This window comes from Cupriavidus sp. 01L46 (assembly GCF_056399905.1).
Map to the genome: position 1 here is coordinate 12,799 of NZ_JBFTSF010000037.1, position 23,171 is coordinate 35,969.

Consider the following 23,171-nt stretch of genomic DNA (forward strand, 5'->3'; position numbering starts at 1 on the left):
CATTACACAGGCCGGTGCGAAACGGGCACAGGGACTACAAGCCCAACGTGCGGCGCGCGCGTTATCTCAGCCAGCGACTGCGCCGAATCCCAACTGATTTGTCGTGGGGTGCGTGCACCTGCGCGCGTGTAGTGCGCTGCCGAAGCGCGATCCGGGCATCGCATCCCTGCACTCGACGACTGGAATCCATTGCTCCTTGTTGAGCTGCCGCRGACACCATCGCAGCTACCGCCGTCGCGCTCTGCGCTTCCTGCTCCAGGCCTTGCCCTACGCGCCTCTGGCCGCCGACATTTCCTGTTACGGGTTGGGGTGCGATTAATTGCATTTAAGCTGAAGGCAGCACTGTCATCGTAAAACAACCCCTTCAATTCGCCTGCCGCCTTTGTACTCATCGTTGATGGATTGAGCCACGTGCGCGCTGTTGATCGCGGATAGAGGTCTCGGGTGCGTGAACAAGCCCAGATCGGATGCCTGTGCGAAATCGGCTTCGCGCGCGAACACACTGGCCATGATGACAAGTGGGCCGTGTTTCCCTGCCCTTCAACCCATGCCTGGATCAAGATGCGCATAGAACCTCTTCGCGAGAGTCTGTCGACAGATTCCCTTTCGCGACGGATTTCCCCATGCTTTTTGCTCATTCGCCAGCATGGACCTGGAACAAATAAAAAAACAACGCTCACATGGGAAGTGGGGAATGCGGCTATGAGATCCACCACTACAAGTTAGAAGGCACGCATGGTTTCGAGCCGCTCAGACCTTTACTTCAAACAAGCAGCCGGACTGCGGCGCCTTGGCCAGCGTCTCCAGCGGCACCTGCTGACGCGAGGAGGTGATATAGAGCGTGTCCAGGTTCGCGCCGCCGAGCKCCACATCGCTGGGACACGGCACGGGCATGCCCACCACGCGATCGAGCGTGCCGTCACGCGTGAAGCGCACCACGCTCCAGCCTTCGCTCAGCGCCGTCCAGATACCGCCGCTGGCGTCCAGCGCAAGCCCGCTCAGCTTGCCCGCGCCCGGTGGCATGCTGGCCAGCCGGCGCACCGCTGCGGAGCCGGGTTGCAGCATCAGGATGGCGCCGGAGGCGGGCGTGGTGGCGTAGAGCGTGTCGTCCGCCGCGCTCCAGCACAGCGCCTGCACGGCCTCGCCAATATGCCAGCGCACCTCGAGGCTGCCGTTGGCGTGCAGCAGGCCGACCGACGATCCGCCTTCAGCGGACGCCATGGCAGCCCACACCGCTTGCGCAGCTTGCGCGTCGTTGCCAGCATCGCCGCCATCGCAAAACGCCTGCAGTGGCGCGCGGGGCCAGCCCTCCAGCGGGCGGCGGCTGCCATCCGCCGCGATGGCGACCGCGCCATCGTCGTGCATGGCCCATACCTCCTCGCCGCGCAGCAGCATGCCCGTGATGGGCGCTTCCAGCCGCAGMAATTGTTCATCGCGCGCGGGGACTTGCATGGTGTCCAGCACGCGCACCGACGGGGCCAGCACGTCGGCCCAGTACAGCCGCTGGCGCCGCGCGCACCACAGCGGATGCCCGCCCTGGAAGGCCCACGGCCCAGGCACGGCAGTCACCGCGGCGTCTCCTGCCKGGGCGCGTACGCCTTCGAGCTGCGCGCCGATGCGGCGGGCGGCCTGCGCCACCTCGGGGCCGAGCAGCTCCAGCCGCGCGCGCGTGAGGCGATAGGCCGGGCCGGCCACGCTGATGGCGCCGCGCACCACGCCTTCGGGGTCGACGATGGGCGCGCCCACGCAGCGCACGCCCATCACGATTTCCTCGTCGTCGATGGCGTAGCCGCGCGCCGCGGTGATATTGAGCTCCGCGTTGAGGCGGCGGCGATCGGTGATGGTGAGCGGCGTGAGCGCCTTCAATGTCAGGTCGCGCACGATGGCATCGCGCGCCGGGCCTTCCATGGCCGACAGGATGGCCTTGCCCTGGCTGGTGCAGTGCATAGGCTTGCGCTGGCCCAGCACCGCTGCCGAGCGTTCACTGTGGGCGCCGTCGCAGCGCTCCAGCGAGATCACCTCCAGCCCGTCAAGCGTGGCGAGGTAGCAGGTCTCGCCGGTCAGGTCGCGCAGGCCGCGCATCTCGTGCGCGGCGGCGGCCACCAGGTCCGGCATGGTGTAGGCCTGGCGCGCCATCTCGAAGCAGCGAAAGCCCAGCCGGTACACCTTGCGCAGCGGATCGCGGCGCAGCATGCCGCGCGCCACCAGCGTGGCCAGCAGGCGGTACACCGTAGTGCGCGGCAGCGCGAGTTGCGCGGCCAGGTCGCTCTGGCTGACGCCGCCGGGGGTGGCGCCCACCGCTTCGAGCACGTCGATGGCTTTCTCGATTGCGCCGGTACCGTCACCGGGATTCACGGACATGGTGGCTTGTCTCAATATATGGAAAAAACGAAGGAGTCTGGCCGCGCCGCCCCTCTGGTGAGCATTTTAAGTTCTCGGGAAGTTCAATACCATGTAATCAGCCAGCACAGCTGACACGCGGCCAGGTTTGTCCCACCGATTGGGACAAGGGCCGCCCCGACCACTTGCAACCTGGACCGCGCGCATCATGAGCACCAACCCCACCCTCACGCCTCCCCCGCCCCTGGCCAATATCCCGCAACGCGCGCCCGCGCCGTTCGTGCCGGATTCGGTACTTGACCGCCTGGCCAAGGTGACCAGCGGCTCGCTGACCACGCAGCTCTACATCAAGGGCTTTCGCCAGCCGGTATTGCACGGCCTGACGCCGCTCAACCCCAAGGTCAAGCCCTTTGCCGGGCGCGCGTACACCATGCGCTTCATCCCGGCGCGCGAAGACATCGACATCTATGGCAACCTCACCACCGAGCCTTCCGCCGACAACCTGCAATGGGTGGGCGTGGAGCAGATTGAACCGGGCCATGTGCTGGTGATCGACAGCAACCGCGACGGCCGCGCCGCCTCCATGGGCAATATGCTGATCACGCGGATGATGATGCGCGGCGCCCGTGCGGTCATCACCGACGGCAGCTTCCGCGATGGCACCGAGCTCAGCCAGATGGATTTCCCGGTGTGGAGCACGGGCGTGACCGCCACTACGCGGCTGTCCTACCATCACGTGGCAGACCTGCAAGTCCCGATCGGCTGCGCCGGCGTGGCGATCTATCCTGGCGACGTAATCCACGGCGACGGCGACAACATCACCGTGATCCCCGCCCACCTGGCCGAGGAAATGGCCAGCCTGTGCGAGAAGCGCGACGACATCGAAGCCTACCTGGCGCTGCGCGTGCAGGCTGGCGAAGCGCTGTGGGGCCTCTACCCGCCTAGCGAAGCTACGCGCGCCCAGCATCGCGAATGGGTTGCCGCTGGCCGCCCGCCGATCGCGGCAGCCAAGCCCGCCGGCAGCCGCTGAATCCGCCCAACCGGATACCTAACCAAGATGACCAGCAAATTCACCCCTGAACAACACGCCGCGCTGATCCGCCGCTACTTCGACGCCTGCAACGCGGCCGACTACGACGCACTGATGGACTGCTTCACGCCGGACGCGGTGCACTACTTCCCCGCCGGCCTGCCCGAAGTGCCCTGGCGCACCGCTGACACCATCGCCAAAAAATGGATCTGGTGCGTGGAAACGCTCGGCTCGCAATGGACCATCGAGCGCCTCATCGTCAGCCATGACAGCCCGGAGGCGATGATCGAATGGACGCACTGGAAGAACAAGAGCGGCACCGCACTGCGCGGCGCCGAGTGGTACGACTTCGATCCGGAAACCGGCAAGATCGCCGAAATCCGTGCCTACTACGCTTCGCCCGCCGACAAGGCGACGCCCATCAATGAACTGGTGGCGTTCGACTACGCGGGCCGCGGCTATCACCTGAAGAGCGTATGACCATGTCCTCCCTGCTGCAATCCATCGACGCGCGCAGTGGCCAGCCCACCGGCGCAAGCTGGCCGGCCTCCACGCCGGCGCAGATCGACGCCACTGTCGCCGCCGCCGCTGCCGTGGCCGGCCAATGGGGCGCCAGCCCCGCCGCGCAACGCGCCGCCCTGCTGCGCGCGCTGGCCGCCGCGCTCGAAGCGGATCGCGAAACCCTGGTGCCGCTGGCCGACCGCGAGAGCGGTCTCGGCCTGCCACGCCTGAATGGCGAACTGGACCGCACCGCCTTCCAGCTGCGCGGCTTTGCCGATGTGCTGGAGCGCGGCGACGCGCACGCCAGCCTTGACGATCCCGCCGTCGCCGGCGCGCCACCCGCAGGGCGTCCGCGCCTGACGCGCGTGCGTGTGCCCGTGGGCCCGGTGGCGATGTTCTCCGCCAGCAATTTTCCGTTTGCGTTCTCGGTGCTCGGAGGCGACACCGCCGCCGCGCTAGCGGCTGGCTGCCCGGTGGTAGTGAAGGCGCATCCGGCGCATCCGGAACTGTCGCGCAAGACCGCTGCACTGGCGCAACGCGTGGTGGCCGGGCAAGGCCTGCCAGCCAGCATCTTCGGCTTTGTCGAAGGCGCTGGCATCGAGACCGGCGTGCGCCTGGTGCAAGCGGAGGCCATCGCAGCTGTGGCATTCACCGGCTCGTTCAAGGGCGGCACCGCGCTGGCCAAGGTGGCGGCTGAGCGAGCGCATCCGGTTCCGTTCTACGGCGAACTCGGCTCCGTCAATCCGCTCGTGGTATTGCCGGCCGCGCTGAGCGGCAACGGCGCCGCGCTGGCGCAAAACCTGGCCAGCTCGATCTGCCTGGGCAGCGGCCAGTTCTGCACCAGCCCCGGCGTGATCGTGGTCGGCAAGGACGCGGCCGCCGACGCCTTCGTCGGCGCGCTGGCCGGCGCCCTGCACGCGCTCGCGCCGCATGCCATGCTCAGTGCCGGCATTCGCGCCGCGTTTGACCAGGGCGTAGCGCGCTGGCGCGCGTCCGACAAGCTCAAGCCACTGCTTGGTGAAGTGGCGCGAGCGGACGCCGGCGGCCTGCCGCGCCCCTACCTCGCCGAGGTCGACGCCGCGGACTTTATCGCCGACCACAGCCTGCACGAAGAAGTCTTCGGCGCCGCCGCGCTKGTGGTGCGGATCGACTCGCCCGAGCAGGTGCAGCAAGTGCTGCGCGCCGTAGGCGGCTCGCTCACGGTAACGCTGTGGGGCGTGGATGCCGGCAGCGAAGCGCCGGACGCCGCCACGCTGGAACTCGTGCGCGCCGCCACCCAGGTGGCTGGGCGCGTGCTGTTTGCGGGCGTGCCCACCGGCGTGGCCGTGACCGCCGCCCAGCACCACGGCGGCCCCTTCCCCGCGTCGACGCAACCGTTTTCCACCTCGGTGGGCTACGCCGCGCTCGATCGCTTCCTGCGTCCGGTGGCGCTGCAAGATGCTCCAGCCTGGCTGATTGCGCGCGAGGGGGTGCCATGCTGAAGGCAAGAATGCGGCATATCGTGTTGTTCCGGCGCAAGCCGGATGTGCCCAAGGACGCCACGCTGGAAGCCGCGCTCGCCGCGCGCATGGCGGCCCTGGGCGCGCTGATCCCTGCCATACGGAGCTGGCGCTTTGCCGCAAATGAACTGGATCGCGCGATCTGCTGGGACTATGTGCTGGAGTCCGAGGTAGACGACAAGGCGGCGCTGGATGCTTATCTCTTCCATCCCTTGCACCAGGCGCTGGTGGCGGATCTGAAGCCCTATTTCGAGTGGGCTGCGGTGGATTACACGATTTGAGGCGGCGGGGTTTTCCCGCGCATCGGGCGCGACCGTCCCATTGGCTGGGAGTGCGCTGTCGATCCCGCCCCGCGAGCATCGCCAGCGCACCCAAAGCTTCCTATTGTATTGATTCCCGCAAGATCAACACAAAGGAGCCCGGGCATGGAGACACAAGCCGATTCGCACCAACCTGAGGAGCATCCGCTTCCGCTTCAGCAAGCCACTTCGCCTCGGCGTCGCGGCTTCCTGATGGGTAGCCTCGCACTGGCCGCCAGCGCTACCGCCGCTAATGCCACCGCGCAGTGGACGCCATCGCTGCGCTACCCTGACCCCAGCGTCGTCATCCTCGATCCGTCTTTCGCGAAGTACCGCCTGTTCAACGCCAGCGTGGAACAGCTCGCCACTGGCCTGCGCTGGGCCGAGGGCCCGGTGTGGATCGGCGACGGCGGCTACCTGCTTGTCAGCGACGTGGCGTCCAACCGCATCATGCGCTGGGACGAGGCCAGCGGCCAGCTCACGAGCTTCCGCGCGCCCGCCAACTATCCCAACGGCAACACGCGCGACCGCCAGGGCCGGCTGATCACCTGCGAAGGTGCCATCACGCGGCGCATCAGCCGTACCGAGCACAGTGGCAAAGTGGTCACGCTGGCCGACAACTTCGTAGGCAAGCCCTTCAACTCGCCGAACGACATTGTCTGCAAGTCCGATGGCTCCATCTGGTTCACCGACCCGCCCTTCCAGCTCAGCAACAACTACGAAGGCCGCATCGGCAAGCCAGAGCTGCCGCACGCGGTGTATCGCATCGACGGCGAGACCGGCAAGCTCACCCAGGTCATCAACGACGTGGCCGGGCCGAACGGCCTGTGCTTCTCGCCGGACGAGAAAACGCTCTATGTGATCGAAGGCCGTGCCCAGCCCAACCGGCTGGTGTGGGCCTACAGCGTCGGGCCCGATGGACGCCTGGCGAACCGCACCAAGCATATCGACGCCGACGGCCCCAGCGCGCTGGACGGCATCAAGTGCGACGAGGACGGCAACATCTGGGCTGGCTGGGGCAGCGGCGGCGCGCCTGGCGTGGACCCGGCACCGCTGGACGGCGTGATGGTGTTCAACCCCAAGGGCAAGCCCATTGGCCATGTCCGCCTACCGGAGCGCTGTGCCAACCTGTGCTTCGGCGGCTTGGAGAACAACCGGCTGTTCATGGCCAGCAGCCATTCCATTTACGCGCTGTACGTCAACACGCGTGGCGCTGGCGCGGCGTGACGCGAAGCGGGCGTTAAACGCAAGCGGCGCGCCCTGGAGCGCGCCGCTTGCGTATGGCTTAGTGCGCTATCGCTAACGACCGCCTACGGCCTCGCCCCAAACTCCACCTTGTCCGCCGTCCACGCCAGCGCCTGGTCGCTCAAGCTAAACCCAAGACCCGGCCGGCTCGGCACGATCATCCTGCCGTCGCGCAGTTCCAGCCGTTCGTTGAACATCGGCTCCAGCCATTCGAAATGCTCCAGCCACGGCTCCTGCGGATAGGCGGCAGCCAGGTGCAGGTGGATCTCCATGGCGAAGTGCGGCGCCAGCTTCAGGCCCTTGAAGTCCGCCAGGCTCATGATCTGCAGGAAGGGCGTGATACCGCCAACGCGCGGCGCGTCGGGCTGCACGAAATCGCTAGCATGCGCGGTGATGAGCTGTGCATGCTCGCCGAAGCTGGTGAGCATTTCGCCAGTGGCGACCGGCGTATCGAGCGAGGCGGCGAGCGCGGCGTGGCCCTCTATGTCGTAGGCGTCCAGCGGCTCTTCGATCCACGTCAGGTTGAACTGCTCGAGCACGCGGCCGAAGCGCTGCGCGGTGGTGCGGTCCCATTGCTGGTTGGCGTCCACCATGAAGGGGAAGTCGTCGCCCAGCAGTTCGCGCACCGCTTTGACGCGCTTGAGGTCGGTGGCGGTATCGGGCTGGCCGACCTTGATCTTGATGCCGCCGATGCCGTTGGCGCGGGAGGCGTCGACGTTCCTCAGCACCTGGTCCAGCGGCATCGACAGGTAGCCGCCCGAGGTGTTGTAGCAGCGCACGGAATCCCGGTGCGCGCCCAGCAGCTTGGCCAGCGGCAAGCCGGCACGCTTGGCCTTGAGATCCCATAGCGCGATATCGAACGGGGCGATGGCCTGGGTGGTCAGGCCGCTGCGGCCCATCGACGCGCCGGCCCACAGCAGCTTGTTCCAGATGCGGGCGATATCGTTTGGGTCCTCGCCGATCAGCTCCGGCGCGATCTCCCTGGCGTGGGCGTACATGCCGGGGCCGCCGGCACGCTTGGAATAGCCGAAGCCGATGCCTTCGTGTCCGTCGCGGGTACGGATCTCGGCGAAGATGAAGGCAATTTCGGTCAGCGGGCGCTGCCGCCCGGTCAGCACCTTGGCGTCGCTGATCGGGGCGGCCAGCGGCAGGTAGACCAGCGAGACCTTTACCCACGCGATACGGTCGCCCGAGGCTTGTGCCGACGGTACCAGCGCGGCGGTTGCTTGATGTGAAACATTGCTCATGAGTCGTCCTTGTCTGTCTCGAAGTCTGTCTTGCGGCCAGGCGCGTGCGCCATCATTCCGGCTTGATGCCGGCCTCCTTGATCACCTTGCCCCAGCGCTCGGTCTCGGACCGCACGAAGCGCGTGTAGTCCTGCGAACTGGATGCCACCACCACGAAGCCGTTGGCCTCCAGCTTGGCTCGGACTTCCGGCTGGCGGAACGCCTTCATCATCTCCGCCTCCAGCTTGTCGACGATGGCCTTTGGCGTGCCCTTGGGCGCGGACAGGCCAACCCACGACACCGCCGAAAAACCGGGATAGCCGGACTCCGCCACGGTCGGCACATCCGGGAACAGCGCGTTGCGCTGCGCGCTGGTGACCGCCAGCGCGCGCAGCTTGCCGGCTTTCACATAGGGCAGCACCGCGTCCTGGTTCACGAACATGGTGGGGATCTGGTTGGCCAGCACATCGGTCAGGGCCGGGCCACCGCCGCGGTAAGGAATGCCGACCATGTTCAGGCCCGCCGTCTGCTTGAGCAGCTCCATCGCCAGGTGGCCGGACGACGCGTTGGTMACGCCGTAGTTGACCTTGCCCGGGTTGGCCTTGACGTAGTCGACGAATTCCTTGAAGGTCTTGGCCGGAAAGGCGGGGTTGACCACCAGCACGTTGGGACCGGCAATCAGCTGCGAGATCTGGATGAAGTCGCGGCTGGAGTCATAGTTGGGCTTGGGCGACATGCCGTGCGCGATGGCGTTGCTGCCAATGCCGGAGAGCAGCAGCGTGTAGCCATCCGCGGGTGCCTTGGCAGCCTGCTCGGCACCGATGGTGCCGCCCGCGCCGCCCTTGTTCTCCACGATAAAAGGCTGCTTGAGCGCTTTGCCGAGTTGCTCGGCGATCAGCCGGCCCATGATATCGCTGGTGCCGCCGGCAGGGAACGGCACGATCATGCGCACGGGCTTGGTCGGCCAGGTGTCGCCCTGCGCGTTCGCGGTGGCCATGATGCCTGCGAGCGCCAGTGCGCAACCGGCTAGAAACGTTCTTTTGCTGATGCTGGTCATGCTGTGTCTCCTGGATTTCTTTTAATGAGATGCGCAAAAAGCAAGAACTGCAGGGGATCAATCCACCACCCCGATCGGCCAGGGCACGAACTCGTTCAGCCCGACCCCGAGCGCTTCGCTGCAGGTCTTCTCGCCGGAGGCGTGGCGCAGGATCTGCGCGAAGATCCGCTGGCCCATCTGTTCGATGGTGGCATCRCCGTCGATCACCACGCCGCAGTTGATATCCATGTCCTTGACCATGCGCTGGTACATCGGCGTGTTGCTGGCCAGCTTGATGGTGGGCGCGGGCACCGAGCCGAAGCAGGAGCCGCGCCCGGTGGTGAAGCAGATCAGGTTGGCGCCGCCGGCGATCTGGCCGGTAGCGGAGACCGGGTCGTAGCCCGGCGTGTCCATGAACACCAGGCCGTGCTGCGTCACCGGCTCGGCGTATTTGTAGACCTCCATCAGCGGCGCGTTGCCGCCCTTCTTGGCGCCCCCGAGGCTTTTCTCCAGCACGTTGGCCAGGCCGCCCGCGTTGTTGCCGGGGCTAACGCGGCCGTTGATCTGCGTGTCGCGGCCCTTGTTGTACTCGAGCCACCAGTTGATGCGGTCCACCAGCTTCTGGCCTACCTCGGGCGTGACCGCGCGCGCAGTCAGGGTCTGCTCCACGCCGAAGATCTCCGAGGTTTCCGAGAGGATCGCGGTGCCGCCGTGGCGCACCAGGATCTCCATCGCCGCACCCAGCGCGGGATTGGCCGAGAGGCCGGAGAAGCCATCGGAGCCGCCGCATTGCAGGCCGACGGTGATGTGCTCCGCCGAAGCCGGCTCGCGCATGACGGCGTTGGCCGTGGCGAGCATCTGCTGCACCAGCGCGATACCGGCCTCGATGGCGCGGCGCGTGCCGCCGGCGTCTTCGATCACCAACGTCTTCAGCATCGGGCCGGGCTGCAAGCCCTGGTCGGCCAGGAAGGCGGGCAACGCGTTGTGCTCGTGCCCCAGCGCAATCACCAGCGCGCCCGCGGTGTTGGGATGGCGGATATAGCCGCCGAGCGTGCGGCGCAGCAGGTCCATCGGCTCGCCGCTCATTTCCATGCCGCTGCCCTGCTCGTGCRCATAAGGCACCACGCCATCGACATTGGGAAAATCCACCATGCGCTGGCCGTCGAACCAGTTGGCGATCTTGCGCGCCACCGTGGCGCCGCTATGGCACACCAGGAACACGCCGATGTAATTGCGCGTGGCCACGCGGCCGTCCGCGCGCACGATGCCCATGAACTGCGCGCGCTGCGCCGGCGGCACGTATTCCGTGGGCTGGTAGTCCTGGCCGTGGCGATAGTCCTTTACCAGGTCGCCGAAGGCGATGTTATGGCTGTGCATCCAGGTGCCGGGCGGCAGGTCCTCGGCCGCGAAGCCGATCACCGTGTTGTACTTGAGCACCGGCTCACCCTTGGCGATAAAGCGCGCGGCCACCTTGTGGCCGGACGGCACGAGCTGCAGCGTGACGAGGCTTTCGCTGGGTACGGTGGTGCCTGCCGGCACTTCCATGCGCGCCACCACCACATTGTCCTTGGGGTCAAGGCGGATAAAGGGATTGCGCGCGTTGTCCTGCATGGTGGGATTCATCTTGTTGTCCTTTGCGAGTTCGTTCAGGCGAGCACGCCGATGGGCCAGGGCACGAACTCGTTCTCGCCCACCCCCAGCGCTTCGCTGCAGGTCTTCTCGCCGGAGGCATGGCGCAGCATCTGCGCGAAGATGCGTTGCCCCATCTGCGCCACCGTGGCCTCGCCGTCCGCCACCGGGCCGCAATCGATATCGAGGTCATCCTCCATGCGTGTGAAGGTGCGCGTGTTGGAGGCCAGCTTGATGGTGGGCGCAGGCAGCGCGCCAAAGCCGGAGCCGGTGCCGGTGGTCAGGCAGATCAGGTTGGCGCCGCCGGCGATCTGGCCGGTAGCGGAAACGGCTTCATAGCTGGGCGCATCCATGAACACCAGGCCGCGCGCCGTGACAGGACGCGCGTACTCGTAGACCGCCGTCACCGGCGAGCTGCCGGCGCGGCGCACGCCGCTGGCGGCCTTCTCCAGCGCGTTGCTCAAGCCGCTGGCGCCGCCGTCGGCCCGCACGCGGCGGTTGAGCTGGGTATCGCGCCCCGCGTGGTACTGGCGCCACCAGGCGATGCGCTGCGCGAGCTGGCCAGCCACCTCGGGCGTGGCGGCACGGGACGTGAAGCGCTGCCCCAGGCTCACCAGATCCACGGTTTCCGACAGGATCGCGGTGCCGCCCTGCGCTACCAGCAGGTCCACCGCCGCGCCCAGCGCGGGGTTGGCCGAAACGGCACAAAAGCCGTCCGGCCCGGCGGATTGCAGGCCCACCACCAAGTGCTCCGCCGAAACCGGCTGGCGCACATGCGCGTTGGCCGCCGGCAGCATCTGCTGGACGATGGCGATGCCCGCCTCGATGGTGTTGGCGGTGCCGCCGATCTCCTGCATCACCAATGTCTTCAGGGCGGGGCCAACGGCAAGTTGCTCCTGCTCCAGGAAGCCGTAGATATTGTTGCGCTCGCAGCCCAGCGCGATCACCAGCGCGCCGGCGATGTTGGGATGACGGATGGTGCCCGACAAGGTGCGGCGCAGCAGGTCCATCGGCTCGCCGGTCATCTCCATGCCGCAGCCGATTTCGTGCACGAAGGGCACCACGCCGTCGACGTTGGGATACGCGGCCAGGCGCGGCACGGTGAACCAGTCGGCCACTCTGCGCGCGGCGGTGGCGCCACAATTGCCCACCACGAACACACCGATGTAGTTGCGCGTGGCAACGCGCCCGTCGGCACGCACGAAGCCCTGGAAGGTGGCGCCCTGCGCGGCGGGCACGGCTTGCAGCGATGGGGTCGCGCGGACGACCTCGCCTTGCGCACCGCTGGCAGCAGCATCCACCGCCAGATTGTGCGCATGCACCCAGGCGCCGGCGGGCACGTCTTCGGCGGCGCGCCCGATGGCGATGCCGCCCTTGATCACCAGCTCGCCTTTGCGGATGGCACGCGCGGCGAGCTTGTGGCCTGCGGGGATGTCCTGCAATGCGTTGGCGCCGGCTTCCGGCAGGGCCGTGCCTGCGGCGATCTGCGTACGCGCCAGCACGACGTTGTCGGGCTCGGCCAGCCGGACGGTGAGCTTGGATTGGGACTGGTTCATGGTGTCTCGATGAGGCTTGGCGCAGCGTTTTGCCGAACGATGGCGGGCGGCGGCGCGCTCTTATGGATGCGCTTCCATTTTTCGGGATGGTGGCCGACAATACAAGCCTGCCCGGCGCCACCGGGACAGCGGTTTCCCATGATCTGGGACAAAGCCGCAGGTGAATGCGCACTGAAGTGATTCGCACCGATCAAATCAGGGAAAACGCGTAGCGGACGGCGCCGCCCCACCCAACACCGATACCAAGGCAATGGCAACCAGCAAGCCCGCGTCCTCACGGCAAGATGACCCTGCCCCGGGCGGCGGCCGCATGGTCGACGTGGCCCGCATGGCCGGCGTATCGCGCGTGACGGTCTCGCGCGCCATCAGCCATCCACACCAGGTCTCTCCCGCCACACTGGCCGCAGTGCGGGACGCCATCGCCAAGCTGGGATACGTGCCCAACCTGAACGCCGGCAGCCTGGCCTCGCGGCGCTCGCGCATCGTCGGCGCCATTGTGCCGACGCTGTCCAACGCGTGGTTTGCCGAGACCATGGACGGGCTGGGCGAAGTGCTGGAGGACGGCGGCTACCAGTTGCTGCTGGGCCAGACACGCTACCGGCAAACGCAGGAGGAGAACCTGATCGACGCCTTTATCGGCCGGCAAGTGGACGCAATGGTGCTGACGGGCGTGAGCCACACTGGCACGGTGCGCGCCAAGCTGCGCCGCTGCGCAATGCCGGTGGTGGAAACGTGGGATCTCACCGACGACCCCATCGACATGGTGGCGGGCTTCTCCAACCGGGCAGCGGGCGCCGCCGTAGCCGGGCACCTGCTGGCGCGCGGGCACCGCCATCTCGCCTTTATCGGCGCCGAGGAAGATCGGGCGCTCAAGCGGCTGGCAGGCTACAGGGAGACGATCGCCGCGCAAGGCCTGCCCGATGTGGTGGTGCGCACGGTCGAGCCACCCTCCACCATGCTTGACGGCGCCCGCGGCCTCGTCGAACTGGTGCGGCAAAACCCGCAGCTGCAAGCCGTGTACTGCAGCAACGACACCCTCGGCGTGGGCGCGCTGCTGGCCTGCCGCGAACAGGGCTGGGCCGTGCCGGCGCGCATGGCGGTGGTGGGGTTCTCCGACCTGGCCATCGCGGCGGCCAGCGTGCCGGCGCTGAGCAGCGTCAAGGTGCCGTCGCATGAGATGGGCAGGCGTGCCGGGCAGATGTTGCTGGCGCGCCTTGGCGCACCGGGTAGCGCGCTGGGGCGCGAATCCCGCATCGTCGATCTCGGCTTCAGCGTGGTCGCGCGCGAAAGCAGTTGAACCCCGCCATGAAGCACAGCAAACCCTCCGCCCTGCAACCGCAAACGCGACCCGGCGCCGTGCGCATGTCGGACGTGGCCCGCGCCGCTGGCGTGGCGAGCGTGACGGTATCGCGCGTGATCAACCACCCCGACACGGTGGCGCCGGCCACGCGCGAACTGGTGCAAGCCACCATCCGGCAACTCGGCTATGTGCCGGACCTGACCGCCGGCAGCCTGGCCTCCGCCCGCTCGAAGATCGTCGGTGCCATCGTGCCCACGCTGTCCAACGCGTGGTTCGCCGACACCATGGATGGCCTGGCCGCCGCGCTGGCGCCGCAGGGCTACCAGTTGATGCTGGCGCAGTCGAGCTATCACCCGCGCGAAGAGGCAGGCCTGGTCGACGCCTTTCTCGGCCGGCGCGTGGACGCCATCGTGCTCACCGGCGTGAGCCACGAAAAAAGCGTGCGCGACAAGCTGCGCCGGCTCGGCCTGCCGGTGGTGGAAACCTGGGACCTGACCGACGATCCGATCGACATGGCGGTAGGCTTCTCCAACGCGGGGGTGGGTGCCGCGGTGGCGCAATACCTGTGCGAGCGCGGGCACAAGCGCATCGGCTTTATCGGCGCGGATGAGTTGCGCGCACGCAAGCGGCTCGACGGCTTGCAAGCGCGCCTCGCCGAGCTTGGCATGGCGCCTGCCGAGGTGGACCTGCTGCCACCCCCCTCCACCATCGACGCCGGCGCGCAAGCATTGACGCGGCTGCTGGAACGCGCCCCGCGCATCCAGGCCGTCTTCTGCAGCAACGACATCCTGGGCGTGGGCGCGCTGCTGGCATGCCGGCAGCACGGCTGGCAAGTGCCGGGCCGTATCGCCGTGGTGGGCTTCTCCGACCTGGCGATAGCGGCGGCCAGCTATCCCACGCTGACCACCGTGCAGGTGCGGCCGCGCGAGCTCGGCCGCCACGCCGGCGAGGTCTTGCTGCGCCGGCTGCAAGGCGCAGCGCGGCCCGGCCGGCGCGCACAGCGGGTAATGGACCTGGGCTTTCGCATCGTGCCGCGCGAGAGTGCATAAGCGCATCGATCTGGATCAACGTGGCAGCGCGCGCCGAGAGCCGGGAAATCGTGATCGGCGCCTACACCAATACCCAGGACTTCGCGATGCTGCATATCGGAGAGCGCACGCCGACCATGCTGGCAATTGACCGCACCGCAGCCGGCATCGCTCAATATATATCCGGCTCCGGCGTCGGCTCCGTCCCCCGCAGCAACGTGAAGTCACACCCTTCATCCGCCTGCGTCACCTGCTGCGCAAAGATCGCGCCGTAGCCTCGCTGGTAACGCGGCGGCGGCGGCACCCATGCGGCGCGGCGGCGTTCCAGCTCCGCATCGTCCACCAGCAACGCCAGCTTGCGCGCCGGAATGTCCAGCTCGATCAGGTCGCCCGTACGCATGAGCGCCAATGGCCCGCCAACAAACGATTCCGGCGCCACATGCAGCACGCACGCGCCGAAGCTGGTGCCGCTCATGCGCGCATCGCTGATGCGCACCATGTCGCGCACGCCTTGTTGCAGCAGTTTCCTGGGGATCGGCAACTGGCCCCACTCCGGCATGCCCGGCCCGCCCAACGGCCCGGCGTTGCGCAGCACCAGCACGCTGTTGGCGTCGATATCGAGGTCGGGCGCGTCGATGCCGGCGTTCAGCGCTTCGTAGCTCTCGAACACTACCGCGCGGCCGGTATGGCGGTGYAGGTGCGGCTCGGCGGCGGCTGGCCTGATGACGGCGCCGTTGGGCGCGAGATTGCCGCGCAGCACGGCCAGGCTGCCGCCGCTCACCAGCGCGCGCTCAACCGGCAGGATCACGTCGTCGTCATGGACCGGAGCGCCGGCGATGTTGGCGCCTAACGTGCGGCCGTTGACGGTAAGCGCGTCCACCCGCAGCAGCGGGCGCAAGCGTTCCAGCAATCCACGCAAGCCACCCGCATAGAAGAAATCTTCCATCAAGTACTTGCCCGCAGGCCGCAGGTTGGCGATCAGCGGCGTGCTGGCGGCGAGCGCGTCGAAGCGCTGCAAATCCAGCGCCACGCCGGCGCGCCGCGCCATCGCCACCAGATGCACCAGCGCATTGGTGGAGCCGCCCAGCGCCAGCACGCACACCACGGCATTGTCGAAGGCCTCGGCGCTCAGCACCGTGGACGGCGTGAGGTCCTCCCACACCATCTCGACGATGCGGCGCCCGGTCTGCACCGCCATCTGCGCATGGCGCGAGTCCGGCGCGGGAATCGAGGCCGCGCCCGGCAAGGTCAGGCCCATGGCTTCGGCCGCGCTGGTCATGGTGGAGGCGGTGCCCATGGTCATGCAGTGCCCGGGCGAGCGGGCGATGCCGCCCAGCACCTCTTCCCATTCATCGTCCGTGATGGTGCCAGCGCGCAACTCGGCCCAGTTCTTGAACATGTCGGAGCCCGAACCGAGCGTCTTGCCGCCGGCATTGCCGCGCAGCATCGGCCCGGCCGGCATGAAAATGGCCGGCAGGTTCATCGAGGTGGCGCCCATGATCAGGCCGGGCGTGGTCTTGTCGCAGCCGCCCATCAGCACCACGCCATCCACCGGATAGGAGCGCAGCAGTTCCTCGGCTTCCATCGCCAGCAGGTTGCGGTACAGCAGCGCGCTGGGCTTCTGGAACGGCTCGGCCAGCGACATGGCTGGCATTTCCAACGGAAACCCGCCGGCCTGCCAGACCCCGCGTTTGACCTCCTCCGCGCGCGCCTTGAAGTGGGTATGGCAGGGGTTGATCTCGCTCCAGGTGTTGAGGATGGCGATGACCGGCTTGCCGCGATACTCCTCGGCGCCAAAGCCGATCTGCGCCATGCGCGAGCGGTGGTTGAACGTGCGCATCGACGCGTTGCCGAACCAGCGGTGCGAGCGCAGCATCTCGGGCGTCCTGCGGATGGGCTGCTGTGCCTCTGTCATGTTGGGCCGCCGCGATGCTTAGCCGCGCACCGGCGTGGACCACACGCCGGCCGCCTGCAACAGCCCGCGCGTATAGCCCAGCGCGAAGGACATGAAGCGCTCGCGGTTTTCGTCAAGGTCCGACACGGGCACATGGTCCGGGCACAGCGGGCCCTTGTAGCCGCCGCGCTGGTAAGCCTTGATGGCCTGGAACATGTCGACGTCGCCTTCATCCGGGAAGACTTCCTGGAAGTCGAGATAGCCGCCGCGGATATTGCGGAAGTGGACCATGAAGATGCGGCCAGTGGTGGCGAACTCCTCGATCACGGGGATCATCGCGCGGCCCGGCTCCTTGAACATCTCTGCGACGGTGCCCTGGCAGAAGTTCAGGCCGTGGTTGKCGCTCGGGCTGAGTGCGAGGAACTTGCGGATGCCGCCGGCGGAGCCAATCACGTGCTCGATGCCGTTGAGGCCACCCACCGGATAGGCGGGATCGTGCGGATGGCAGGCCAGGCGCACACCGGCGCGGTCGGCGGCGGGCACCAACCCTTCGACCAGGAATTCGATGGCGTCCCAGCCGGCCCTCTCAGTCACCGGGGGCACGTCGCGCGCCATTTTCTGGCCGCACAGCATGGCGGTCTCCGCGTCGCCTTCGTCCTGGTTGGTGGGGTATCCCACGCCCCAGTAGGAGTGCTTGCGGTCGTCGTCGGCCGAGTACTCGGCATAGACAAAGCCGGAGTTCTGCGCGCCGCCGCGTCCCGGCTTGAGGCCGGTGCGGGTGATGCCAACCATCTGCACGTTGTACTTGAGGCAGGTAATGCCTGCGTCTGCCGCCTTCTGGATGTTCTGCGCCAGCACATCGCGCTGCTTGCGCGCACTATCCAGGTCGACCAGCGAATCCAGCAGGATGGAGCCCACATCGAGCGCGAACACGTCGAGCTTCAGGCCGAAGCCCTCCACCCATTTGCGATAGGCAGTGAGCTTGCCGGCATCCCAGGCGCTGACGCCGCCGGGGGCCGACACCAGCGCGGTGCCGCGGTTGTCCAGCACCACGCTCTGGACCCCGAGCTGGGTGGACAGGCGCAGGCGGCGCTCGTCGGGGTTGAGTAGCTGTTCGCTGATGTACATGCTGCGTCTCCTGGATGCGAATGGGGCGCGGGCGTCCTGGCCGCCACGTCGCTCCACGCTGGAGCCGGGCATGTCCACCCGCGATGAACACGTGTCCATTCTTGGGTAAGCGCGGATGCGCCGCAAGCGCGGAACGCGGCTGGCGCACGGCGAACCCGTGCCTTGTCCCAGAGTGTGGGAAAAGCGGCGCAGCAGTAATCCACCCGTGCGGATGACTGCCAATCGGCCCACCGGGCAGGCCGAAGCCACACATTTCCACGGCATTTCCCAAGGGCTGGGACGTGGCCCACCCTGGTCACCGGGCGCCGCTATCTTGTTTCCCGGTCCTTCTCTAGCATGCTGTCCATACGCCCCGGCAGCACCCTGCCTCGGGGACGCGCCGCCATACAAGGCCCGGCGCCTTCGTGCCATCAAACAAGACTGGAGACCGCCATGTCAGTCGTCATGACATCCGCCACCCCGAACGCGGCGGGGTCCGCGTCCGCGGCCGCATCCGCCGCCACATCCACCGCACAGCCGACCGCAGCCGCTGTCGCCACCGGGCGCTACCGCTACCTGATGCTGGCCCTGATCACCATCGTGCTGGCGCTGAGCACCGGCGACCGCGCCACGTTGTCGGTGGCGGGCCCGCATATGGGCAAGGATCTCGGGCTCGATGCCGTGCAGATGGGCTGGCTGTTCTCTTCCTTCGCCTGGGCCTATGTGCTGAGCCAAGTGCCGGCCGGCTGGCTGGTGGACAAGATCGGCGCCAAGCAGGCCATCGGCCTCGGGCTGGTGCTGTGGTCGCTCACCACCTTGCTGATGAGCACGGTGCACTGGTTTGCCTTTGCCTTTGTCGCGCTGCTGGTGCTGCGCTTCCTGCTGGGCGCGATGGAGTCACCGGTAGGGCCATCATCAGGACGGGTGATCGCGGCGTGGTTTCCCTCCACCGAGCGCGGCGTGGCCGGCGCGATCTTCAATAGCGCGCAGTATCTGTCGCTAGTGGTGTTCACGCCGCTGATGGGCTGGCTCGATCATCGCTTCGGCTGGCAGCATATCTTCTCGGTCATGGGCGCGCTGGGGCTGCTGCTGGCATGGGCGTGGTACCGCCTTTACCACGCTCCCGCCGCGCATCCGCGCGTGACACAGGCCGAGATCGAATATATCGAGCAAGGCGGCGCGCTGGTGCATCTCGGCGGCAGGAGCGCCAAGGGCAGCAAGGGTCCAACGCTGGCGCAACTCGGCCAGCTGTTCCGCAGCCGCATGCTGGTGGGCATCTTTATCGCGCAGTACTGCATCAGCGCGATCACCTGGTTCTTTGTCTCGTGGTTTCCGAGCTACCTGGTGAACGGGCGCGGCTTCTCCATCCTGCAAGCGGGCTTTGTGGCCGCGGTGCCAGCCATCTTCGGCTTTGTCGGCGGCGTGTCCACCGGCTTCGTGTCGGACGCGCTGCTGCGCCGCACCGGCTCGCTGACGATGGCGCGCAAGCTGCCTATCACCATCGGCCTGCTGCTCAGCGCCACCATGATTGCCTGCAACTACGTGGACACCGACTGGATCGTGATCGCGCTGATGAGCGTGGCGTTCTTCGGCAAGGGTTTCGGCTCGCTGGGCTGGACCGTGGTGGCCGATACCGCGCCCGCGTCCATCGTGGGCAGCACCGGCGGCGTGTTCAACGCGGTGGGCAACATCGCCGGCATCGTCACGCCGATCGTGATCGGCTACATCGTGGCCGATACGCACTCCTTTAATGGCGCCCTGGTGTACGTCGGCGCGCATGGCCTGCTGGCCATCCTTAGCTACTGGCTGATCGTGGGCAAGATTGAACGGGCAGTATTGCCGGCCCAAGGCTGAGGGAGCCATGCGCGATAAGCGGTCGCCGGCACGGCAAGCTGGAGCCAGCGCACGAAGCCCCCGCCCAACGCACTGGCCGGTCAGCCTTCGAAACCGAATCTTCCCTCTGCGGCGATGGCCTTCATGGCCAGCCGTGAGCTAGGTGCTTCGCGTGACTGCAGGGATGCCGACAGAAAGCTCTTGTCTTCGCTGCGGCGGCCAATGGCAACCGCAGCCTGCACTGTGTAATCAGCCGGAATGCCAAGGCTGCTGCGTGCCAAATCCTTGTCGAAGCCGGCGATGCCATGGGCATGCCAGCCTAGCAGCGTGGCCTGCAAGGCGACGTAACCCCAAGCAGATCCCGTGTCGAACTCGTGACTTGCGTTGGGCGTGGGCGCCGCTGCACCTGGCACTAACGCGCTGTTGGCCGACGCGATGATCAGCAAGGCCGAAGCGCGCTGCGCCCAGCTCTGGTTGAAGACGTTGAGCGTGGCAAACAGCGGCTGCCAGGCCGGAGTGTCGGCCCTGGCGTAGATGAAACGCCAGGGCTGCAAATTGAAAGCCGAAGGCGCCCAGCGGCCTGCCTCGATGATGGCCAGCAATTCCTCCTCGCTGATGCTCTCACCCGTGAATGCACGGGGCGACCAGCGGTCGACGAAGATGGGGCTKACCCCGTATTCCGGTTGGCGGGTCGGTTCTGGCATAGAGAGACTCCTTTAATGTGACCGATATGGAAATGAAGCTGTTTGCCGCACCGGTCGCAGCTCGGTGCGCTGGCGGTGCGTATGCCCGTTCAGGCGTGAAATCTCATGCAAACGAGCACACTTCGCGCTCGACTCCACGATGCAAAGCACAAGGCCAAAAAGTAGATTTACCGGCCATCCTCGAGCGCGAACGCATTCACGAGCCTGCGTGCCTTGCGCCGCCAGAGCACCCAGGCCCGGTCGAGAGCCCAGCAGTTCGCGCCGCTGGCAGCCCGCCCAGAAGGCCGCGCTGTCTGGGTCCGGACGAACACCCGGTGGCAATGGAGACGTCATGCCCCCCTCCTTAGGATGAGCGCGCTGTCGCCGGATTCGCTGCCGACCAGCGCGAACTCGGCATTTCGCACMTGGCGACAACGGCAGCGGTCATAGTCGTGGCCGGTGCTGCACAGGTCGTCGCGCACGCCGCCCTCGCGCAGCTGTTGCACGGCCTCGACAACGTGGCCAAGACCCGCGATGTTGCCCTCTGACAAGTGGCCACCGTGAGTATTGGTCGGGATGGCCCCGTCAAGAGCCAGCTCGCCGCTTCGGACCCGCGCCGCGGCCTGACCCGGCGGCGCAAGGCCGAACTGCTCGATGTGCAACAGCGCCATGCCCGTGAAGGGATCGTAGATCTCGGCGACGTCGATGTCCTCCGCCCGAATGCCGGCCTTTCGGTAAAGCGACTGCGCCAGCGTTCCTGCATGCAGGTCCCAGTGATTTGGGCCGATCCGCGAACGCACCGGCGCACCAAGGGTACCCCCTCGATCGCTCGGATCGTGACCAGCGACGACCGCAGTTGCCGAGCGTCTTCCGTCGACGAGACGACGACGGCCATTGCACCGTCGTTCCATATGCTGCAGTCGAGCAGGCGAAACGGCTCAATGACCCACGGCGACTTCTGGTGGTCCTCAACCGTGATCACTTCGGTCATCAGCGCCTTGCGGTTGAGCCTGGCATTCGCCCGCTGCTGCACGGCCAGCTCGGCGAAATCACGGTTATGCAAGTTGTAGGCATGCATGTACGCGCTGACATCCTGCCAACCGGCTACCACGGTGCTGTGACCGCAGGTGTGCGTCCCGGCTMGACGGTTTATGTCGCCGGCGCTGGTCCGGTTGGTTTGGCAGCGGCTGCATCGGCTCGCCTGCTCGGCGCGGCTGTCACGATCGTCGGCGACGTCAACAAGGTTCGGCTGGCACACGCACGCAACGTCGGCTTTCACACGGTCGACCTTTCCGAAGACGCTTCGCTCGCCGACCAGATTGCGGCCGTCTTGGGGGAGCCTCAGGTGGATTGCGCTATCGACTGCGTTGGCTTCGAAGCTCGGGGTCACGGTCACAGCGGCTCGCATCAAGAAGCGCCTGCAACGGTCCTCAATTCACTGATGGAGGTCACGCGGGCCGCAGGCAAGATTGGTATCCCCGGGCTGTACGTGACGGAAGATCCGGGCGCAACTGACGCAGCGGCGCAGCGCGGAAGCCTGTCCGTTCGATTTGGCCTTGGTTGGGCCAAGTCGCACAGCTTCTTCACAGGGCAAACGCCGGTCATGAAATACAACCGGAACCTGATGCAGGCCATTCTCTGGGATCGGATCAAGATTGCTGACATCGTCAACGTGCAGGTAATCACGCTCGACGAGGCGCCTCAAGGCTATCTGGAGTTTGATTCCGGCGTGCCGAAGAAGTTTGTCATCGACCCGCACGGGCTGCTCGCTAGCTAACAAGAACCCCCAAGGCGCCACGCGCCCAGGCGCGTGGCGCGGAGAACCCTTGATCGCGTGATCGAGGCAGAACGTGTCACGAGAATTGGCAGCCAATCATGAAAGTGAAGATATTGAAGAAGGTCGAAACGGCTACGGATATTTTCTCCTTCGAGCTTGTGGATCCCACCGGAAGACCCTTACCGGGGTTCTCCGCGGGATCGCATATCGACGTCCACGTCGGCAATGGGTTGGTACGGCAGTACTCCCTGAGTAACGATCCGCGCGATACGCACCGCTACGTCCTGGGCGTGCTGCGCGACCCGAATTCCCGCGGGGGATCGATCGCAATGCATGCACAGGCCGAAGGGGCGGAAATTGAGATCAGCCAACCCAGAAATCACTTTCCGCTCGCCAACGAAGCCAGGCACTCGATTCTTCTAGCCGGCGGTATCGGCGTAACGCCAATACTCTGCATGGCAGAGCGACTGGCTCATGTCGACGCATCGTTCGAGTTTCACTATTGCACGCGCGCGCCGGAAAGAACTGCCTTCCGTGAACAGTTGATGCGCCCTGGGATGAAGGACCGCGTCCGAGTCTACTTCGATACGGCTCCGCCCGAGGAGCGTATCGATCTGGAGGCGATTCTCGCGGACCCCGATGTGGACAAGCATGCCTATGTCTGCGGGCCCTCAGGCTTTGTCGATGCCGTGCTGTCGCGTGCGCGAAATGCCGGCTGGCCGGAATCCAACCTCCATCGCGAATACTTCAGCGCTCAGAAAGGAGCCATTGCAGGAAATAGCGCGTTTCAGGTCAGGCTGGCTAGCTCCGGAAGAGTCATAAACGTTAGAGCTGAACAAACCGTGGTGGAGGCGCTTGGTGCGTGCGGCATCGAGATCCAGACCTCGTGCGAGCAAGGCATATGCGGCACGTGTCTCACTCGCGTGCTGGAAGGAGACCCCGATCACCGCGACGCATACTTGACCGATGAGGAACGCACAGCAAACGACCAGTTCCTGCCATGCTGTTCACGCTCTAGAACCCCGATCCTGACGCTGGATCTGTAGATGCGGTGCCCTGGAGACGGCGGCTTTGATTCCGAAGCACTCTAGTTCCAGGGTTGAGGCCTCGGCGCTTGAGGCATCGTGTGGAGAAGCGCTTTAGCTGCGCGTCGAGCGCGCTCGGTGTTGAGTACCACTATTTCGGCGA

Annotated in this window: 18 protein-coding genes and 1 pseudogene; 10 read left to right on the top strand and 9 right to left on the bottom strand. The window is 66.6% G+C overall.

Annotation, left to right across the window (positions count from 1 at the left end):
* Positions 1-750: 750 nt before the first annotated feature.
* Complete coding sequence (locus tag AC1DS3_RS09250; protein ID WP_477127060.1) at positions 751-2,361, bottom strand: IclR family transcriptional regulator domain-containing protein; 1,611 nt, start codon at positions 2,359-2,361, stop codon at positions 751-753.
* A 187-nt stretch (positions 2,362-2,548) separates the two neighbouring features.
* On the opposite strand from AC1DS3_RS09250, the gene AC1DS3_RS09255 reads away from it, so the two are divergent.
* The 5 genes from AC1DS3_RS09255 (at position 2,549) to AC1DS3_RS09275 (ending at position 6,896) form a co-directional block, all read left to right on the top strand.
* Complete coding sequence (locus AC1DS3_RS09255) at positions 2,549-3,370, top strand: RraA family protein (RefSeq protein ID WP_477109569.1); 822 nt, start codon at positions 2,549-2,551, stop codon at positions 3,368-3,370.
* Between the two features lie 27 nt (positions 3,371-3,397).
* A complete protein-coding gene (locus AC1DS3_RS09260) occupies positions 3,398-3,850 on the top strand; it encodes a nuclear transport factor 2 family protein (RefSeq protein WP_441637243.1) in 453 nt (150 codons plus the stop codon).
* Positions 3,847-5,352 (top strand): aldehyde dehydrogenase (NADP(+)), encoded by a 1,506-nt coding sequence (locus AC1DS3_RS09265; RefSeq protein ID WP_441637245.1) that lies wholly within the window; start codon positions 3,847-3,849, stop codon positions 5,350-5,352. Before AC1DS3_RS09260 ends, AC1DS3_RS09265 begins: the two co-directional genes overlap by 4 nt.
* On the top strand, positions 5,346-5,651 hold the full coding sequence (locus tag AC1DS3_RS09270; RefSeq protein ID WP_441637247.1) for a Dabb family protein: 306 nt from the start codon (positions 5,346-5,348) through the stop codon (positions 5,649-5,651). Before AC1DS3_RS09265 ends, AC1DS3_RS09270 begins: the two co-directional genes overlap by 7 nt.
* 231 nt (positions 5,652-5,882) lie before the next feature.
* On the top strand, positions 5,883-6,896 hold the full coding sequence (locus AC1DS3_RS09275; RefSeq protein ID WP_441637249.1) for an SMP-30/gluconolactonase/LRE family protein: 1,014 nt from the start codon (positions 5,883-5,885) through the stop codon (positions 6,894-6,896).
* 83 nt (positions 6,897-6,979) lie between these two features.
* Here AC1DS3_RS09275 and AC1DS3_RS09280 read toward each other — a convergent pair whose 3' ends face one another.
* Genes AC1DS3_RS09280 through AC1DS3_RS09295 form a run of 4 tightly spaced genes read right to left on the bottom strand, consistent with a single transcriptional unit; the run spans position 6,980 to position 12,361 of the window.
* Positions 6,980-8,161, bottom strand: coding sequence for an L-talarate/galactarate dehydratase (locus AC1DS3_RS09280; protein ID WP_441637251.1), 1,182 nt, complete (start codon positions 8,159-8,161; stop codon positions 6,980-6,982).
* A gap of 52 nt (positions 8,162-8,213) precedes the next feature.
* Positions 8,214-9,197 carry a Bug family tripartite tricarboxylate transporter substrate binding protein gene (locus tag AC1DS3_RS09285; protein WP_441637253.1) on the bottom strand — a complete coding sequence of 328 codons (984 nt, stop codon included), beginning with the start codon at positions 9,195-9,197 and terminating at the stop codon, positions 8,214-8,216.
* 57 nt (positions 9,198-9,254) lie between these two features.
* Positions 9,255-10,799 carry a UxaA family hydrolase gene (locus AC1DS3_RS09290; protein ID WP_477127061.1) on the bottom strand — a complete coding sequence of 515 codons (1,545 nt, stop codon included), beginning with the start codon at positions 10,797-10,799 and terminating at the stop codon, positions 9,255-9,257.
* 23 nt (positions 10,800-10,822) lie between these two features.
* Positions 10,823-12,361 carry a UxaA family hydrolase gene (locus AC1DS3_RS09295; protein ID WP_441637257.1) on the bottom strand — a complete coding sequence of 513 codons (1,539 nt, stop codon included), beginning with the start codon at positions 12,359-12,361 and terminating at the stop codon, positions 10,823-10,825.
* A gap of 250 nt (positions 12,362-12,611) precedes the next feature.
* Here AC1DS3_RS09295 and AC1DS3_RS09300 point away from each other — a divergent pair, with 250 nt between their 5' ends.
* Positions 12,612-13,658: a LacI family DNA-binding transcriptional regulator gene (locus tag AC1DS3_RS09300; protein WP_441637259.1), complete on the top strand. Its 1,047-nt coding sequence runs from the start codon at positions 12,612-12,614 to the stop codon at positions 13,656-13,658.
* Positions 13,659-13,666: 8 nt separating this feature from the next.
* Entirely contained in the window at positions 13,667-14,710 is a 1,044-nt protein-coding gene (locus AC1DS3_RS09305; RefSeq protein ID WP_441637261.1) for a LacI family DNA-binding transcriptional regulator, read from the top strand.
* Positions 14,711-14,861: 151 nt separating this feature from the next.
* Here AC1DS3_RS09305 and araD read toward each other — a convergent pair whose 3' ends face one another.
* Both araD and AC1DS3_RS09315 read right to left on the bottom strand, forming a co-directional pair.
* Positions 14,862-16,604, bottom strand: a complete 1,743-nt coding sequence (gene araD, locus AC1DS3_RS09310; protein ID WP_441637263.1) for an L-arabinonate dehydratase — start codon at positions 16,602-16,604, stop codon at positions 14,862-14,864.
* An 18-nt stretch (positions 16,605-16,622) separates the two neighbouring features.
* On the bottom strand, positions 16,623-17,711 hold the full coding sequence (locus AC1DS3_RS09315) for a mannonate dehydratase (protein WP_477127062.1): 1,089 nt from the start codon (positions 17,709-17,711) through the stop codon (positions 16,623-16,625).
* A 432-nt stretch (positions 17,712-18,143) separates the two neighbouring features.
* On the opposite strand from AC1DS3_RS09315, the gene AC1DS3_RS09320 reads away from it, so the two are divergent.
* On the top strand, positions 18,144-19,544 hold the full coding sequence (locus AC1DS3_RS09320; RefSeq protein WP_441637267.1) for an MFS transporter: 1,401 nt from the start codon (positions 18,144-18,146) through the stop codon (positions 19,542-19,544).
* An 80-nt stretch (positions 19,545-19,624) separates the two neighbouring features.
* Here the strand turns inward: AC1DS3_RS09320 and AC1DS3_RS09325 are convergent, their stop codons facing one another.
* Complete coding sequence (locus AC1DS3_RS09325) at positions 19,625-20,227, bottom strand: nitroreductase family protein (protein ID WP_441637269.1); 603 nt, start codon at positions 20,225-20,227, stop codon at positions 19,625-19,627.
* Between the two features lie 329 nt (positions 20,228-20,556).
* Entirely contained in the window at positions 20,557-21,006 is a 450-nt protein-coding gene (locus AC1DS3_RS09330; protein WP_477127063.1) for a thiolase C-terminal domain-containing protein, read from the bottom strand.
* A gap of 284 nt (positions 21,007-21,290) precedes the next feature.
* Between AC1DS3_RS09330 and AC1DS3_RS09335 the strand changes: the two are divergent.
* Positions 21,291-21,983 (top strand): annotated as a pseudogene (locus AC1DS3_RS09335) (zinc-binding dehydrogenase); the annotation flags it as partial.
* A gap of 98 nt (positions 21,984-22,081) precedes the next feature.
* Positions 22,082-23,029 (top strand): PDR/VanB family oxidoreductase, encoded by a 948-nt coding sequence (locus tag AC1DS3_RS09340; RefSeq protein WP_441637273.1) that lies wholly within the window; start codon positions 22,082-22,084, stop codon positions 23,027-23,029.
* Positions 23,030-23,171: the final 142 nt, after the last annotated feature.

Excerpts from the sequence above, each read along its gene's own strand:
- AC1DS3_RS09260 (WP_441637243.1), top strand. The coding sequence starts at position 3,398 with ATGACCAGCAAATTCACCCCTGAACAACACGCCGCGCTGATCCGCCGC.
- AC1DS3_RS09320 (WP_441637267.1), top strand. The coding sequence starts at position 18,144 with ATGTCAGTCGTCATGACATCCGCCACCCCGAACGCGGCGGGGTCCGCG.
- AC1DS3_RS09300 (WP_441637259.1), top strand. The coding sequence starts at position 12,612 with ATGGCAACCAGCAAGCCCGCGTCCTCACGGCAAGATGACCCTGCCCCG.
- AC1DS3_RS09255 (WP_477109569.1), top strand. The coding sequence starts at position 2,549 with ATGAGCACCAACCCCACCCTCACGCCTCCCCCGCCCCTGGCCAATATC.
- AC1DS3_RS09305 (WP_441637261.1), top strand. The coding sequence starts at position 13,667 with ATGAAGCACAGCAAACCCTCCGCCCTGCAACCGCAAACGCGACCCGGC.
- AC1DS3_RS09295 (WP_441637257.1), bottom strand. The coding sequence starts at position 12,361 with ATGAACCAGTCCCAATCCAAGCTCACCGTCCGGCTGGCCGAGCCCGAC.
- AC1DS3_RS09280 (WP_441637251.1), bottom strand. The coding sequence starts at position 8,161 with ATGAGCAATGTTTCACATCAAGCAACCGCCGCGCTGGTACCGTCGGCA.
- AC1DS3_RS09340 (WP_441637273.1), top strand. The coding sequence starts at position 22,082 with ATGAAAGTGAAGATATTGAAGAAGGTCGAAACGGCTACGGATATTTTC.
- AC1DS3_RS09270 (WP_441637247.1), top strand. The coding sequence starts at position 5,346 with ATGCTGAAGGCAAGAATGCGGCATATCGTGTTGTTCCGGCGCAAGCCG.
- AC1DS3_RS09275 (WP_441637249.1), top strand. The coding sequence starts at position 5,883 with ATGGGTAGCCTCGCACTGGCCGCCAGCGCTACCGCCGCTAATGCCACC.